The sequence below is a fragment of the Massilia sp. BAP21 genome (assembly GCF_057801335.1).
Genome location: NZ_CM173596.1, coordinates 2,564,079 through 2,578,654, shown reverse-complemented (window position 1 = coordinate 2,578,654; position 14,576 = coordinate 2,564,079). Strand labels below are relative to the sequence as shown.

The following is a 14,576-nucleotide window of genomic DNA, read 5'->3' as shown; positions in this document are numbered from 1 at the left end:
GCATGCTGCTTCTCGACCATAATTCCTTGCCAGTCAATATTCTTCCGGAACCAGTCGTATGAGCGGTGACACCGTAGCCAGCCCAGTTCAGCCGCCGCGCGTGCTGGTGCTCGACGACGACCGTTTCATGCTGGACGTGCTCACCGACATGCTGGAACAGGTGGGCGTGCGCGAAGTGTTTGCCGAGGCCAGTACCCGCCGCGCCCTGTCCACGCTGGAAGAGCGCAATCCCGACACCCTGATCTGCGACCTGGCCCTGCCCGACATGGACGGCATCGAGTTCCTGCAGGCCGCCGCCGCGCGCGGTTTCAGTGGCCGCGTAATCTTGCTCTCGGGCATGGATGCAGGGGTGCGCGACGCCGCCGGCGAGCTGGCGCGGGTGCTCGGCCTGCGCGTCGCCGGCGCCTTCCGCAAGCCTATCGGACTGGAGCAATTGCGCTCGGCCGTGACAAGTTAAGTTTTATACAAACGCCTGAACACTTTTTAGGAAAATGCGGTATTATTCCGCCTAAATCCCCCGCCTGACGTCCTCTTGACGCCCTTCCAATATTGAGTTTGCACACATTGTCTCCACCATTGTGTTGCAACCCAGTTTTTAAAAAATCGGAAGCCGGACGAGCTCTTTCAGTCTCCAGGCGTACATTGATCCTTTGAGGAAAACATGAGCGAAAACATTAAACACATCAGCGATGCTTCTTTCGAAACCGACGTGCTCAAGTCCGAGCGCCCGGTCCTGGTCGATTTCTGGGCCGAGTGGTGCGGTCCATGCAAGATGATCGCCCCGATCCTCGAAGAAGTCGCGAAAGAATACGGCGACAAGATCACGATCGCGAAGATGGACGTCGACGCCAACCAGGCCGTGCCGGCCCAGTTCGGTATCCGTGGCATCCCGACCCTGATCCTGTTCAAGGACGGCGCCCCGGCCGCACAGAAAGTCGGCGCCATGGCCAAGGGCCAGCTGACGGCTTTCATCGACAGCAACATCTGATCGAGCGCTCACGCAAGGTTTCATCGAGCGTCTTGTTGAGCGGCGGCAGCGCGCCCGCACTGCCGCCATTAATCTGGATGGGTAGCCCGCCGATTCCGGCCGCAACCCCTGACTAACCCACGCAGTCCCCTCCCCTACCTTTACTTTCCCGTCACGGGACACCCACATAACATGCACTTATCTGAACTGAAGGCAATGCACGTCTCCGCCCTTCTGGAGATGGCAATCAGCCTCGACATCGACAACGCAGCGCGCCTGCGCAAACAAGAACTGATGTTCGCCATCCTGAAGAAGCGCGCCAAGCAGGGCGAGCAGATCTTCGGCGACGGCGCACTCGAAGTCCTGCCCGACGGCTTCGGCTTCCTGCGTTCGCCCGATGCGAGCTACATGGCCTCGACCGACGACATCTACATCTCGCCGTCGCAGATCCGCCGCTTCAACCTGCATACGGGTGACTCGATCGAAGGCGAAGTGCGCACCCCGAAAGACGGCGAGCGCTACTTCGCACTGGTAAAGGTGGACAAGGTCAACGGCGAATCGCCGGAAGCCTCGAAGCACCGCATCCTGTTTGAAAACCTGACGCCGCTGCACCCGAACGAGCCGCTGCGCCTCGAGCGCGACATGAATGGCGCCGAGAACATCACCGGCCGCATCGTCGACCTGATCTCGCCGATCGGCAAGGGCCAGCGCGGCCTGCTGGTGGCGTCGCCGAAGTCCGGCAAGTCGGTCATGCTGCAGCACATCGCGCACGCGATCACCGCGAACCACCCGGACGTGACCCTGATCGTCCTGCTGATCGACGAACGTCCTGAAGAAGTGACGGAAATGCAGCGCTCGGTGCGCGGCGAAGTCGTGGCCTCTACTTTTGATGAACCGGCCACCCGCCACGTGCAGGTTGCCGAGATGGTGCTGGAAAAAGCCAAGCGCCTGGTCGAAATGAAGAAGGACGTCGTGATCCTGCTGGACTCGATCACCCGCCTGGCGCGCGCCTACAACACCGTGATCCCGGCATCGGGCAAGGTCCTGACCGGCGGTGTCGACGCCAACGCGCTGCAGCGTCCGAAGCGTTTCTTCGGCGCGGCGCGTAACGTCGAGGAAGGCGGCTCGCTGACCATCGTCGCGACTGCCCTGATCGAAACCGGCTCGCGCATGGACGACGTGATCTACGAGGAATTCAAGGGCACCGGCAACATGGAAGTCCACCTCGAGCGCCGCCTGGCCGAGAAGCGCGTCTATCCGGCGATCAACCTGAACAAGTCGGGCACCCGCCGCGAGGAACTGCTGATCAAGCCGGACCAGCTGCAAAAGATCTGGATCCTGCGCAAGCTGCTGTACTCGATGGACGAGATCGAGGCGATGGAGTTCATCCTCGACAAGATGCGTGCGACGAAGACCAATGTGGAATTCTTCGACATGATGCGCCGCGGCGGTTAATTCCAGCCAAAAGCATCACGAAAGGCGGCTTCGGCCGCCTTTTTTATTGTCTGCAATGAAAATGCCGCAGGACTCAACCGTACGGTGGGCACTCCGTGCCCACGCGGAACGATGAGCTAACGCGACGCTCGGGCAACCATTGGCGGATGATCACATGATGCGCGTCTAAATGAGCAGCCACGGTGCATGCTTCCGCGTGGGCACGGAGTGCCCACCCTACATGTGGCTCCGGCACAGTTGCCTAGCCTCGCAAGCCGTTCTATAATCGTGGGTTCAGTATTTCCACCCCTGGCAAGTGATCGGCAATCGGGTCAAGAAGCAGCGAGACCGACGAAGTGCTGTTTGGCTACCAAACTAAACCAAGGCAAAACCATGAAGACCGATATCCATCCAGATTACCGTGAAGTCGTTTTCCACGACGTGTCGTGCGACTTCAAATTCGTGACCCGTTCGACCATCGCTACCCGCGAAACGATCACCCACGAAGGCAAGGAATACCCGCTGATCAAGATCGAGGTGTCCGCTGAATCGCACCCGTTCTACACCGGCAAGCACAAGATCGTCGACACCGCTGGCCGCGTCGAGAAGTTCCGCCAGAAGTTCGGCTCGGTCGGTTCGAAGACTTCGGTCGCGAACGGCTAAGCAGCACAGCAGTCACAATCTGTCAGGCGCTTCCAGCAAGCGCTGCGCAGGACACGAGAAGAAGCCGGTTTCCGGCTTCTTTTTTTTCGCCTTTTCTAATGCCGCTATACTAGCGCGACATTAATTTCGCATCAGACTTATCGATGAAACCAGTCCGTCTCCCCGCCGCCGCCACGCTGGCCCTGCCGCGCTGGGCGCTGTTCGCGCTCGGCATGCTGTATATCCTGCCGGGACTGATCGGCCGCGACCCGTGGAAGGATGACGCCGGTAGCTTCGGCATCATGTGGACGATGGCGCGCGGCGGCCTGCACGACTGGCTGTACCCGAACATCGCCGGCCTGGCCGTCAACGACGAAGGCCCGCTTGCCTTCTGGCTGGGCGCCATCTGCATCAAGCTGTTCGGCTGGCTGCTGGGCGACGTGCTGGCCGCGCGCGTCTCGAACATCGGCATTTTTGTGCTCGGCACCATGTCGCTCTGGTACACGGCCTTCCACCTCGGGCGCCGCCCCGAAGCCCAGCCGCTGCGCCTGGCTTTCGGCGGCCAGCCCGAACCCGACGACTATGGCCGCACCCTGGCCGATACCGCAGTGCTGGTCTACCTCGGCTCGCTCGGCCTGCTGCTGCTCAGCCACGAAACCCTGTCCGTCACCCTGCAAGGCTCGCTGATCGCCTATTTCCTGTACCGCGCCGTGCGCTACGTCGAAGGCGCCAGCGTGCGCAATGCCGTGCTGGTCGGCCTGTCGCTGGGCGCCCTGGTCCTGAGCCGCGGCCCGCTGTCGCCGGTTGCGCTGCTGATCGCGCTGTTCCTCGGCACCCGCTTCTTCCGCCTGCCACCCGCCACCTCGCTGCGCCACCTGGCGCTGGCGGCGGGCGTGGCCTTCCTGCTGAGCCTGGTGTGGATACTGCCGGCAAGCATCGTCCAGCCTTACAGCCAGTCGCCGATCCCGGACTGGCTGGCCTGGAACGCGTCCGAGCTGAGCCTGCCGAACTGGGCCTCGATCAGCGCCTTCTTCCGCGTGGGCGTCTGGTTCTTCTGGCCGGCCTGGCCGTTTGCCGGCTGGGCCATCTGGGCCTGGCGCCGCCAGCAGAACATGCTGCACATCGTGCTGCCCCTGACCTTCCTCGGCGCCCTGACCGTGGTGATCCTGTGCGACCCGACGCCGGAAAACGGCGACCTGCTCAAGCTGCTGCCGCTGCTGGCCCTGATGGCCGCCTTCGGCTTGCCGACCATGAAGCGCGGCGCCATCAACGCCATCGACTGGTTCTCGGTGATGGCGCTGACCACGCTCGCCGCCCTGATCTGGCTGTTCTGGATTGCCAAGCTCAGCGGCTGGCCGGCCAAGCTGGCGCACAACGCCCTGAAACTGGTGCCGGGCTTCAAGCCGGAATTCGGCATCGTCTCCTTCCTGGTGGCGGCCAGCGTAACGATCGGCTGGATCCTGCTGGTGCGCTGGCGCGTATCGCGCCAACCGGCCGTGCTGTGGCGCGCCGTGGTGCTGTCGTCGAGCGGCCTGATCCTGCTCTGGGTGCTCCTGATGACCCTGTTCCTGCCGGACCTGAACTACCGCCGCAGCTACGCCGGCGTGGCCCAGGCGATTGCCGCCAAGCTGCCGCCTGGCGCCAACTGCATCGACACGAACGTCGGCTCGGCCCAGCGCGCTTCGTTCGCCTACTTCGGCCGCCTGCCGTTTGCCGGCATGGAAGGCGGACAATGCGATTACGTGCTGCTGCAGGACAGCATCAAGACGCGCGACACGTCCGGCGACGAGGCGGACAACGAAGCCAACGCCAAGGCCAAGGCAAAGCGCGCCCTGTCGCGCCGCTGGGCCACGAGCGGCGCCACGCTGCTGTGGGAAGGCCGCCGCGCCTCGGACCGCGACGAGCGCTTCCGCCTGTACCGCCGCCGCTGAGCCGCCGCCGCTGAAAGCAGGCGCCCCGCGTTTCGAAACCGCCCTCCGGGATCACCCGCAGGGCGGTTTTTCCATGTCGCCTTGCTGCCTGCGCCTGCGTGCCAGCGCCCCCGCCGCCAACCCCGCCAGCAGCAGCGCAAAGGCCGGCGCTTCCGGCACCGGCGACACCGCCAGGTCGGCCCCGAAGCTGCCGCCGCCGCTGCCCAGCACCCGCCCGTCGATCCGCACCGCGTAGGCCCCGGTCGGCAAGTCGTAGGCCGCCAGCGACCAGGAATCCGGGGCTTCGTCGCCGAAACCGGTCCCGTCGATGCCGGCCACGACCGGGCCAATGACCGCCAGGGTAGCCGGATCGTAGCGGTACAGGCTGAGGGCGACGATGTCGAGGTCCTTGCCCAGCGGCGAATTCAGGAACGAGGACGTCACCGAGGCCGCCGCATCGAAAGGCAGGCCGCTGACGCTGAAGGTGAACAGCTCGGTAAAGTCGCGGCCGGATTCGGCGGCCGTGAAACCGTCGCCGAACCAGGCATTGAAGCCGCCGGCGCCATCGCTGATGGCGGCAACGGGCGTGCTGCGCGCAATGGTCTGCGCAGCGGCCTGGGGAGCGGCGCACACGGCGCCTGCCAGCAAGGCGGAGAACACCAGGGAGGTCTTGTTCATATCGTTTCCATTAGCAATGGTCGTCGACGCGGCGCAAGGGAATGCCCGCGCCGCCACATCATGCTTTGAGTGGCTGTCCGGGCCGGACGTTTGCTTTTGAACGTCCCCCTCCTTGAGTCAGCTCAATCCGGGACCATATACGGGGCAGACAATGGCAGGCAGTGCCATCGCCATCCGGCGTTCGCACCATGGAGGAAACAACATGAAAAGCGTAATGTTTTCTGAAGTCATGCCTGCGCAGCGGGGCGCCGGCCTCCTGGGCAAGCTCTCCCCGCTTACGGCCTACGGCCTGACGCTGGCCATCGGCATGCCGCTGCTAGTCGTCGCCATGCACCTGTTCGACCCCAGCGCGCCCCTGGCCTACATCGTGCTGCCGGTACTCGCCGGCCTGGCCCTGCCCCTGTGCGCACATGCCCCGGGGCGCCTGGAAGTCAGCACCCGCTTCGACGCCTGCCACATGGCCAGCACCCTCGACGCCACCCTCGATGCGCTCGGCTACGCGCGCAGCGAAGCCAGCCCCGGCCTGCTGCGTTATGTGAAGACCGCGCAGCCGAGCTGGCGCAACCGGGGGCACAACGTGAATGTCCGGGTGCATGCCCATGCGCTGGAAGTGATCGGTCCGGTGCCGGTGTTGCGCGCGCTGCAGAAGGCGCTGGCCGGCTAGCCTCCCGTTCGCGGCCTCTGCTGTAAACTGGTCAGCACCGGAACTGGTGTGCTAATATGCGGCCTCGTTGTGTGCAAGGCCTCTGTGGCGGAATTGGTAGACGCACTTGACTCAAAATCAAGCGCCGTAAGGCGTGCCGGTTCGATTCCGGCCGGAGGCACCAAAAGCATGGCACACACCGTCTTATCTCAGCTCAAAACCCGCATCCTCACTAAGGAGAGCGGGTTTTTTGTTGTCTCGCTTCATCTCATCAGGCTTCGGCCCATCGCACATAGATACCGTCATTTTTGGCGGTATCTCCAAATACCGATGAACAGATACCGTCACGATGAGAGAGAGCATGAGCTTAACGGATACCTTTGTCCGACAGGTTAAACAAACTAAACCTGGCGGAGATAAACACAGCGACGGGCAAGGCATGTACTTGCTCGTCAACGCCGCCGGCAAATACTGGCGCTTCGACTACCGCTTCCTCGGGAAGCGTAAGACATTGGCCTTGGGCGTCTACCCCGACGTCAGTTTGGCCAAGGCCCGTGCTCGACGCCAAGAGGCACGCGAACTGCTCGCAGACGGCATTGATCCAGGCGCCGCCAAGCGCGACGCTAAGAATGCCAAACTGATCGCCGCAGAACACACTTTCGAGGCGGTGGCCCGTCGCTGGCTTGAGAAGACTAAGCCCGAACGCGCCGCGACGACGCAGGAAAAGGTACAGAACTGGCTGGCCAAGGACCTCTTCCCTACCATCGGGTCGCTGCCCATCTCCACCATCAAGCCTCGCGATGTATTGGTCGCGGTCCAAAGGATCGAGGCGCGCGGCGCCAATGAATCCGCGCATCGCGTCAAATCACTATGCGGGCAAGTGTTTCGCTTCGCGGTGGCCACAGGCTTGGCGGAGCGCGATGTAACCGCCGACCTCAAAGGCGCGCTGGCATCGGTGAAGGCAAACCACTTCGCTGCGATTACAGAACCACATGAGGTAGCCAAGCTGCTCAAGGCAATCCATGGCTATAGCGGCCATCCCTATGCTGCTGCCGCGCTGAAACTGGCGCCGCTGGTGTTCGTTCGCCCCGGAGAGCTGCGCAGCGCGGAGTGGATCGAGATCGATCTGGACACCGCCGAGTGGCGCATCCCTGGGCACAAAATGAAGATGCGGAATGATCACATCGTCCCGCTGTCCACGCAAGCCGTGGAGATTCTGCGCGCTATGCATCGCATGACAGGCCACGGCAAGTATGTTTTTCCGAGTATCCGCACCGGAGACCGCTGCATGAGCGAAAACACGATCAATGCGGCTTTGCGCGGTCTCGGCTTCGGGAAGGAGGTCATGACCGGCCACGGCTTCCGTGCCATGGCTCGCACCATTCTCGACGAGGTACTTGAAGAGCGCGTGGACTACATCGAACATCAACTCGCGCATACCGTCAAGGATGCGAACGGGCGGGCGTACAACCGCACTGCCCACCTGCCCGCCCGGCGCTTAATGATGCAGCGTTGGGCAGACTACCTGGATGCGCTTCGTGGCGACACTAACCTGTCCGGCTGAAGTACCTACCAACATGTTGAAGGATTAGCAAATGGCGCATTCTCCAAAGAAGGGCCGTAAGGCGACGCAAAGAGCACGAGCCAGCGCGGCGAAACTCGTCGCGGCCTATGGGCCGACCACGGGTAACCTGGCGTCTGCCCCGGCTCTATTAGACGCATGGGAGTACTTTGCCGAAAACGGCCGGCTACCAAATGAGCACCAAGATCGCTCGCCGCACGCACCGGGCCGACGAGGTAAGGCTTCGCACGAGGCTCGCGCAGCAGCCAAGGATTTGCTGAAAGCATACGGACCGCCCATCCGTAACGAGTCCGGTACGTTTTGCTTTAACCCCGAGGACGACCCGTGCGACCACATCATCATTTCGAGCGAGCGCGCGGCTCAGGTGCTGCTTGACGCTATGGATCGTTTGGCGAAGACCGGCTGGCTGGTTGAGACGGAGGTCAAGCTGGAGCGTTTCATGATCCGCGCGGACTACGAGCGAATCCGGCCGCAGTTTATGACCGTGAAGGCCGCGCTCGAAGCGTTGGCAAAACTCCACCCGCGCAGTATCCGTGACCTTGAGCGCATGGTAAGCAACAAAAAACTGTGACACCGTTTGTCGGTGTCGGATCTGAGGGGAATTGGAATACTTCCGTTGCGTCATGTGACGTTAAACCGGAGTATAAAATGTCCTCTCGTATCATTCGCATCGCAGAACTTGCGAGCACGCCCAAGAAAGCCGGCCTCCTGCCGGTCAGCCCTGCTACTATCTGGCGCTGGGTGCGTGACGGTAAATTCCCCAAGCCCATCAAACTCGGCGCCAGCGTCACTGGCTGGCCTGTCGAAGATATCCATGCCTTCGTCGCTTCGCGTCGCGAGGAGACCGCATAATGCACGCGGAAATCGTTATGGCGACGGCAGGCACCATGTCGCGTGCACATCAGTCTGCGCTGCAAATGGCCGCCATGGGTATCCCGGTCTTCCCGCTGTGGGGTATTATCGGCGGCAAGTGCGCGTGTGATGACGCTTCCTGCGCGCATCCTGGCAAACACCCGCGCCGCTTTGCTTCGTTTAAGGAAGCGACCACCAACCCCTCCATCATCGATATTTGGTTCAAGGAAAGCGACCTGAATTTCGGTGTCCGCACCGGCGTAGAGATTCTCGACAGCGGCAAGATGCTGGTCGTCGCCGACATGGATGACTATAAGGAAAGCGGCACGGAAGATTTCGACGTGCTGCTCGCTGAAAATGGCGGCCTGCCTGAAACTGCCGAAGTACTGACGGGCGGCGGTGGGCGCCACCTGTACTTCTGGGCCGACAAAGCAATGGCCTTCGCAGGCAAACTCGGCCGCAACATCGAATTCAAGGTCAACGGTTATGTCGTCGGCCCCGGTTCGCTCCACCAATCTGGCAAACACTACGAATGGGAAGCATCCAGCGACCTGTTTGAAGGTCAATGCATCGCTGACCTGCCCCAATGGATTGCAGACAAATTCTCGAAGCCGCAGCGCAGCGGTTACGTCGCCATGCCTGTCTCGAAGACGACGCTGTCGCAGGAGGAAGAGTTCGACATTCGCGACGCGTTGCTTTACGTTAAAGCAGATGAATATGACGTTTGGCTGCAGGTGCTGATGGCGCTGAAAAGCACGGGTGCCGATGAACAAGCATTTGCAATTGCTGACGCATGGAGCCGCCGCAGCACCAAGTACACTGCCGAGGGGATGCGTCAGAAATGGCAGCAGATCAAGCCGGACGGCGGCATCACGCTCGGCACGCTCTTCGCGATTGGCCGCAAAGCCTATGAACAAGAACTGAAGTGCATCGATACCTCTCGTTTGATCGAGCGGTTCAAAGCAACCGTCACTTGGCCAGCGCCAGAATCGCTCACGCCTGAAATCTGTGGCACGGAATATCCTATCGATGCACTGCCGGCGGTTATCGCCAATGCGGTGATTGAAGTGCAGCAGTTCGTACAGGCACCAATGGCAATGGTAGCGTGCTCGGCGATGGCCACGGTGTCGGTCGCCTGCCAAGCCCGTAACGACGTCGAGCGCGCGCGTGGCCTGACCGGCCCCAGCAGCCTGTATTTTCTGACTGTGGCTGAATCTGGCGAGCGCAAGAGCACGCTTGACGGCCATTTCTCCAAGCCGATCCACGACTACGAGAAGCAACAAGTTGCGAACGCGCAGGCTGCGCTGAAGGAATACGCCGCTGATTTGGCCCACTGGACTGCTACGAAAAAAGGCTTGGAGCAGGCAGCTACCAAGCAGGCCGAAAACGCCAGCAAAGTGCAAAATGACGCCAAAGATTTGCGCCACCGTCTCCGCGATCATGAACAGCAAAAGCCGGCTGCACCCGTCATCCCGCGCTTGATTTATCGCGATGCCACTCCTGAAGCCCTGCTCCACGGTATCGCCAAAGAGTGGCCATCCATCGCATTGATGTCGTCCGAGGGCGGAATTGTGTTCGGCGGTCATGGCATGAGCAAGGAAAGCCTGACGCGCAACTTGGCCACTATCAACGAACTGTGGGACGGCAAGCCAATTCGTACCGACCGCCGTGCTGTGGATGCGTCGCACAATGCAGAAGGCCGGATGACGGTAGCGATTCAAGTTCAACCTGTTATCTTCAAAGCCTTCCTTGACTCCAGCGATCAGCAGGCACGCGGTAGCGGTTTCCTCGCGCGCTTCTTGGTCGCCTTCCCTGTATCGACTCAAGGCAAACGTCTCTTCATCGAGGCGCCGGAACACTGGCCGGACCTGGAGCATTACCGTGCCCGTATCACCGAGCTGTTGAACCTGCCCCAACAGGTAGATCACGGCCGCGTGAACCCTAATATGTTGCACTTGTCACCCGAAGCAAAGCAAGTGTGGATCGCCTTCCATGACGAGGTCGAAGTTCAACTGGCCGACGATGGTGAGCTGCATAGTGTCCGTGATGTCGCCAGCAAAATTGCCGACAACGCTGCGCGACTGGCCGCGCTTTTCCACGTCATCAAAGACAATCCGGGTAATATCAGCGGTCAGGAAATGGCTAACGCTTGCCGTATCGCACGCTGGCACTTGGACGAGTCACGTCGCCTGTTGAATACTCCGACCGCCCCAGCCGCGAACAACGCACAAGTTCTCGACCGGTGGCTACTGAAAAAATTCAAGCAAAAAGCTGTGACGAAAATGTCCTTTACCGACATCTTGAAACACGGCCCATCCAAACTCCGAGACAAGGTACTCTTGGAAGGTGCCATTGCGGCATTGAGCGAGCTGAAGCGCGCAAAGTTGGTCGACGGCGTACCACGTATGGTGCATGTCAACCCAGCTCTTTTCCAGAATAACAATCTGGCATAAGTATGACTACGGTCTGCTACTGCTAATTTTGCTATTGCGCTACAACGACAAAAACCGAGCAAGGATCGTTATCGCAAAATAGCAAGAATAGCAGTAGCAGACTAGTCTTGAAAACTAAACCAGTTGCCACAGTCGAGGAGCATTCTTCTAAAAAGCAGTCTAACATTCACAGTTAGAATGAAGAAAAACTAACGCAATAGAGAAAATGGGGGGGTTAGAGAACGAGAGAATTTATAAGGTTTTTACCTATTATCCATTATATTTTCCCTATGAAAGCCGCCACTAATGGCATTCTCAGAAAGTTGTGAGAACGCTGAAGAAAATTGCCTTCTTGCGCGTGTGACATGGTCGTGATTTTTTAAGGTAAAGACCGATGCATCCTACAATCGATCCTCATGCACGCGCGCGCGGCAAGGCTATCGACATGCTGCAACTCGCTCGATATTGTCTGAGTGTCATGCCCTTCCTGCTTCTAGGTTCTTAGTAGATATACTGTTGCAAATGGCAATCTGCAGCTGATCTCCTCCATATCTGTCTAAGAAAGCCTAACAAAGCCATGAGCGTGAAACCCTCGCAAGCTGCGCTGTCGATAATGCTGCCTGCGCAGCCGCCTTGTTGCCTGGGTAGGCACTAATAACGACGATGCTAACCGGGGGGCGCCCTTACTACACTTACGCGGGCACAGTTAGTCTTGACAGGTGCTGGCAAACCTCTTTTTGTCAAACGGCTTTGCTTACTTCGATTATCAGCGTTAGCTCCGCACGTCGCTTATTCACCCCGCATGTTCGCGCACAGCAACACGTGACACTTGTGTTTGGTAGTCGTAATCTCTCTCCATCATGAGGATGCGAGGCTGCCCACATGGATACAATGATCGATCTCTACCAGGTTATCGCTGAGCGTGAGACCGGCTTTTGGATCACGCTGCCGGTTCCCACAGGCCAAACCGTGTCACGTGAAGAATGGATTCGACTAAATCAAGCTGACCCTGACCATTGCCAGATCATCGCGTTCGCTCCATATGCCGAGCTTCCGCTACAGTCTATGGATGAGGTCGTTGTTGAGCACGCCCTGGTGGTGGCCTGGTCGGATGAGACGCTGCACTAACGCCTAGCAAGATGACACGACCTCCTTTCCTCACCTTCAGAGCCTACGCTCGGTATCGATCCTCGCTTGCTTTGGATCGATTTATCGATGCAAAGGACGACGCAACACGCACCCGTGCGCTACGATGGGCAAGAGCCTGGGGCGCACGTGCTCGGATCACAACTTGGAAGCCTACCAAGCCCGAGGATGAATCATAGTATGTGGTAATTGTGCGCCGCCAGAAGTCCTCCTCCCGTAGCTTGAAGGTTATTTGTGGCATCAGGACAGGCCTGCTCATGAATCATCCCATTCAATCGGTCCCCACAGTTTTCTCCCGCCAACGCGTCGAAGATGTCGTCCGGCGACTTACTGTGGCTAATCGTTTTGCCGCGCTGTCTGGGCTGCATATGGCCTTAGCACTAGAAATGGAACGCGATTTCGTCTTCGGCATCATGCGCGAAGATCGGGCAAAAGAATGCATGGACTTGTACGATTTCATATTCAATAAGATCGACTTCCCTGTCGACCAGCCGACGGCTCAGCAAAGCGGGGGGCATCAAGACAGACAGGACACCCAGCTGTGATTACCTCGGGCTACAGGGCCTAGCCTTCCCCACGCTGTACTGTCGATGACCGCTGCCTGCACGGTTGCGTTGTCTCTTAGGTAGAAGCCAAGGTAGAAACTTCATTCAGTTGAGAATCCAAACGTTCGCTATCGACCCAAAGCAGTCTTCGCATTAGCAACCTGTTGGGCTAGCTGACCGCCTCTTCCGGGCTGGATCATGCGAACAGGGCATTCACTTCAGCCACTCATGGCTTTTATTTGAGAGTCAATTTATGGATCGACACACTTGAAATTACCTCTGGCACTAGTGACATTAAGGAATGAATGGTGCGCGCCTGGTGAAACATCAGCTTGTCTTTTCGTTTGACTTCAACCAGCGCCAGTCCTTTTGGGCCATACATCGTCAGGTCGGGCCAGCCTTCAATCGGTATCGCGCCGGACATCATACCGTCGGCTATCCTGACCAAGGTGGCTGGATTGACATACCTGATCATTGTCAGCTCTTTTTGGATATCGCCTGGCGTGAACGCATCGGCATTACCAGCCTTCACAATCTCGCTGCAGTACGCAGCAAACCCGGCCTCAAGCCGCTCCGGGGTGAGCTTTCCAACCAGGTCGAGCAGAGCTGCCTTGCTTGTCGCACTGTATGCCAGGCCTCTGTCATTCACGCAATCGGCATAGCCCATGATGAACAAGCTGCCTGGCATGAAATACCTGCCTTCGCGCATGAATGGCTGGCGATAGAGAAGTTCTTTCAGCAATGGAACATCATTCATCCAAGACATCAGTATTAGGCGCTGTATAGCACCTCCTTCGTCATGTATGCCGAGCCATCCATCGCGCGTTAGGTAGGCCAATGCCTGCGCTTCCGTCGACTTCCCATCCGCATTCTCTGCCATCGACGTCGTGGCTTCGATGGCCAGCATTTCGACCTGACGGCTGAACGGCGATGCTTCCACCAATTTGTAGAACCCAGCTGGGGTCAATGCTCCGGCCGCCGTTGCAAGCCCAAGGCGTATGAGAACTGCTAGGACCGCATTGTCGACGGCGCGTTCCCTGTAGATATCGTCGAGGTGTTGCGTCCAGAGACGGTCCAGCTTCTGTCGAAATACGAGGATTTCCGTTCCCGCCGGTGTCAGCGCGCCAGCCTTCAAATATGTGATGTGATCATCGCTGCCGGCAAATGGACGGCGACCTTTACCAAACAATCCGGTTAACGAAGAATCGTCTCCGGCCAGCAGCTGCGAGGGCAGGTCTTTGAACATCGTATAGCTTGGCCTTCAATATAATCGGCCAGTGTACGATCTTGTTACTAGATAAGCAAGAAAGTGTGGCGGCCGACCAATTTAGGTCTACTACTGGCCCAGGCTGTGTAAAAACGCGAGAAAAACCGTCGAACAAAAAAATTCACCTCTCAGAACGGCCGCTATGCGATTTTTCTCAAATTCGGGAGAGATTATCTTACCCATCAAAATTTCAAATTTTTGCGTTTTTACACAGCTTGGGCCTATAGTAGACATCGGCACGGCTCAGTCTACTCGGCTGTTGCCTGCAGAGTAATTATAGAGTTTTGTTGGGCGTTCAAATTCACACGTTTTTTTACACATTTCAGTCTACAACCCACATGAACGCTGAATTCCCGGTTTCCTAATTTAGGAATAGGCAACGCGAAGTGTAGCGGAAAGCGCTAACAAGCAGGCTGTACGACAATCTGCCGGCTAGGTGGTTCTAATTGTTGCAGCGTCCAGGAGGCCGACGTCGCCA

The 14,576-nt window shown here is 58.9% G+C and carries 14 protein-coding genes and 1 tRNA gene; 13 read left to right on the top strand and 2 right to left on the bottom strand.

The features are described from left to right. The first annotated feature begins 58 nt into the window (after positions 1–58). The 5 genes from ACWYRN_RS11370 (at position 59) to ACWYRN_RS11350 (ending at position 4,974) form a co-directional block, all read left to right on the top strand. The gene (locus ACWYRN_RS11370) at positions 59–457 is read left to right on the top strand and encodes a response regulator (RefSeq protein WP_488692515.1); all 399 of its coding nucleotides are present in this window, start codon (positions 59–61) and stop codon (positions 455–457) included. 204 nt (positions 458–661) lie between these two features. Continuing rightward, positions 662–988, top strand: a complete 327-nt coding sequence (gene trxA, locus ACWYRN_RS11365) for a thioredoxin TrxA (protein WP_229437454.1) — start codon at positions 662–664, stop codon at positions 986–988. 171 nt (positions 989–1,159) lie between these two features. After that, positions 1,160–2,422 (top strand): transcription termination factor Rho, encoded by a 1,263-nt coding sequence (gene rho / locus ACWYRN_RS11360; protein ID WP_229437455.1) that lies wholly within the window; start codon positions 1,160–1,162, stop codon positions 2,420–2,422. A gap of 372 nt (positions 2,423–2,794) precedes the next feature. Continuing rightward, positions 2,795–3,064: a type B 50S ribosomal protein L31 gene (locus tag ACWYRN_RS11355; protein WP_488692514.1), complete on the top strand. Its 270-nt coding sequence runs from the start codon at positions 2,795–2,797 to the stop codon at positions 3,062–3,064. Positions 3,065–3,207: 143 nt separating this feature from the next. Further along, positions 3,208–4,974: an ArnT family glycosyltransferase gene (locus tag ACWYRN_RS11350; protein ID WP_488692513.1), complete on the top strand. Its 1,767-nt coding sequence runs from the start codon at positions 3,208–3,210 to the stop codon at positions 4,972–4,974. A gap of 51 nt (positions 4,975–5,025) precedes the next feature. Here ACWYRN_RS11350 and ACWYRN_RS11345 read toward each other — a convergent pair whose 3' ends face one another. Then, positions 5,026–5,631 carry an FxDxF family PEP-CTERM protein gene (locus ACWYRN_RS11345; protein ID WP_488692512.1) on the bottom strand — a complete coding sequence of 202 codons (606 nt, stop codon included), beginning with the start codon at positions 5,629–5,631 and terminating at the stop codon, positions 5,026–5,028. A 214-nt stretch (positions 5,632–5,845) separates the two neighbouring features. Between ACWYRN_RS11345 and ACWYRN_RS11340 the strand changes: the two genes are divergently transcribed. The 8 genes from ACWYRN_RS11340 (at position 5,846) to ACWYRN_RS11305 (ending at position 12,831) form a co-directional block, all read left to right on the top strand. Next, a complete protein-coding gene (locus ACWYRN_RS11340) occupies positions 5,846–6,295 on the top strand; it encodes a hypothetical protein (protein WP_488692511.1) in 450 nt (149 codons plus the stop codon). Between the two features lie 78 nt (positions 6,296–6,373). Next, positions 6,374–6,458, top strand: a tRNA-Leu gene (locus ACWYRN_RS11335). Between the two features lie 177 nt (positions 6,459–6,635). After that, positions 6,636–7,838, top strand: coding sequence for a tyrosine-type recombinase/integrase (locus ACWYRN_RS11330; protein ID WP_488692510.1), 1,203 nt, complete (start codon positions 6,636–6,638; stop codon positions 7,836–7,838). 31 nt (positions 7,839–7,869) lie between these two features. Further along, positions 7,870–8,427 carry a hypothetical protein gene (locus ACWYRN_RS11325; protein WP_488692898.1) on the top strand — a complete coding sequence of 186 codons (558 nt, stop codon included), beginning with the start codon at positions 7,870–7,872 and terminating at the stop codon, positions 8,425–8,427. A 77-nt stretch (positions 8,428–8,504) separates the two neighbouring features. Then, positions 8,505–8,708 carry a helix-turn-helix transcriptional regulator gene (locus ACWYRN_RS11320; protein WP_488692509.1) on the top strand — a complete coding sequence of 68 codons (204 nt, stop codon included), beginning with the start codon at positions 8,505–8,507 and terminating at the stop codon, positions 8,706–8,708. Continuing rightward, a complete protein-coding gene (locus tag ACWYRN_RS11315; protein WP_488692508.1) occupies positions 8,708–11,161 on the top strand; it encodes a DUF3987 domain-containing protein in 2,454 nt (817 codons plus the stop codon). Before ACWYRN_RS11320 ends, ACWYRN_RS11315 begins: the two co-directional genes overlap by 1 nt. An 861-nt stretch (positions 11,162–12,022) precedes the next feature. Then, entirely contained in the window at positions 12,023–12,268 is a 246-nt protein-coding gene (locus ACWYRN_RS11310; RefSeq protein WP_488692507.1) for a hypothetical protein, read from the top strand. Between the two features lie 275 nt (positions 12,269–12,543). After that, on the top strand, positions 12,544–12,831 hold the full coding sequence (locus ACWYRN_RS11305; protein WP_488692506.1) for a hypothetical protein: 288 nt from the start codon (positions 12,544–12,546) through the stop codon (positions 12,829–12,831). A 235-nt stretch (positions 12,832–13,066) separates the two neighbouring features. Here the strand turns inward: ACWYRN_RS11305 and ACWYRN_RS11300 are convergent, their stop codons facing one another. Next, positions 13,067–14,077 (bottom strand): hypothetical protein, encoded by a 1,011-nt coding sequence (locus ACWYRN_RS11300; RefSeq protein WP_488692505.1) that lies wholly within the window; start codon positions 14,075–14,077, stop codon positions 13,067–13,069. Positions 14,078–14,576: the final 499 nt, after the last annotated feature.

Excerpts from the sequence above, each read along its gene's own strand:
- rho (WP_229437455.1), top strand. The coding sequence starts at position 1,160 with ATGCACTTATCTGAACTGAAGGCAATGCACGTCTCCGCCCTTCTGGAG.
- ACWYRN_RS11330 (WP_488692510.1), top strand. The coding sequence starts at position 6,636 with ATGAGCTTAACGGATACCTTTGTCCGACAGGTTAAACAAACTAAACCT.
- ACWYRN_RS11310 (WP_488692507.1), top strand. The coding sequence starts at position 12,023 with ATGGATACAATGATCGATCTCTACCAGGTTATCGCTGAGCGTGAGACC.
- ACWYRN_RS11325 (WP_488692898.1), top strand. The coding sequence starts at position 7,870 with ATGGCGCATTCTCCAAAGAAGGGCCGTAAGGCGACGCAAAGAGCACGA.
- ACWYRN_RS11370 (WP_488692515.1), top strand. The coding sequence starts at position 59 with ATGAGCGGTGACACCGTAGCCAGCCCAGTTCAGCCGCCGCGCGTGCTG.
- ACWYRN_RS11305 (WP_488692506.1), top strand. The coding sequence starts at position 12,544 with ATGAATCATCCCATTCAATCGGTCCCCACAGTTTTCTCCCGCCAACGC.
- trxA (WP_229437454.1), top strand. The coding sequence starts at position 662 with ATGAGCGAAAACATTAAACACATCAGCGATGCTTCTTTCGAAACCGAC.
- ACWYRN_RS11345 (WP_488692512.1), bottom strand. The coding sequence starts at position 5,631 with ATGAACAAGACCTCCCTGGTGTTCTCCGCCTTGCTGGCAGGCGCCGTG.
- ACWYRN_RS11300 (WP_488692505.1), bottom strand. The coding sequence starts at position 14,077 with ATGTTCAAAGACCTGCCCTCGCAGCTGCTGGCCGGAGACGATTCTTCG.
- ACWYRN_RS11320 (WP_488692509.1), top strand. The coding sequence starts at position 8,505 with ATGTCCTCTCGTATCATTCGCATCGCAGAACTTGCGAGCACGCCCAAG.
- ACWYRN_RS11340 (WP_488692511.1), top strand. The coding sequence starts at position 5,846 with ATGTTTTCTGAAGTCATGCCTGCGCAGCGGGGCGCCGGCCTCCTGGGC.
- ACWYRN_RS11350 (WP_488692513.1), top strand. The coding sequence starts at position 3,208 with ATGAAACCAGTCCGTCTCCCCGCCGCCGCCACGCTGGCCCTGCCGCGC.
- ACWYRN_RS11355 (WP_488692514.1), top strand. The coding sequence starts at position 2,795 with ATGAAGACCGATATCCATCCAGATTACCGTGAAGTCGTTTTCCACGAC.
- ACWYRN_RS11315 (WP_488692508.1), top strand. The coding sequence starts at position 8,708 with ATGCACGCGGAAATCGTTATGGCGACGGCAGGCACCATGTCGCGTGCA.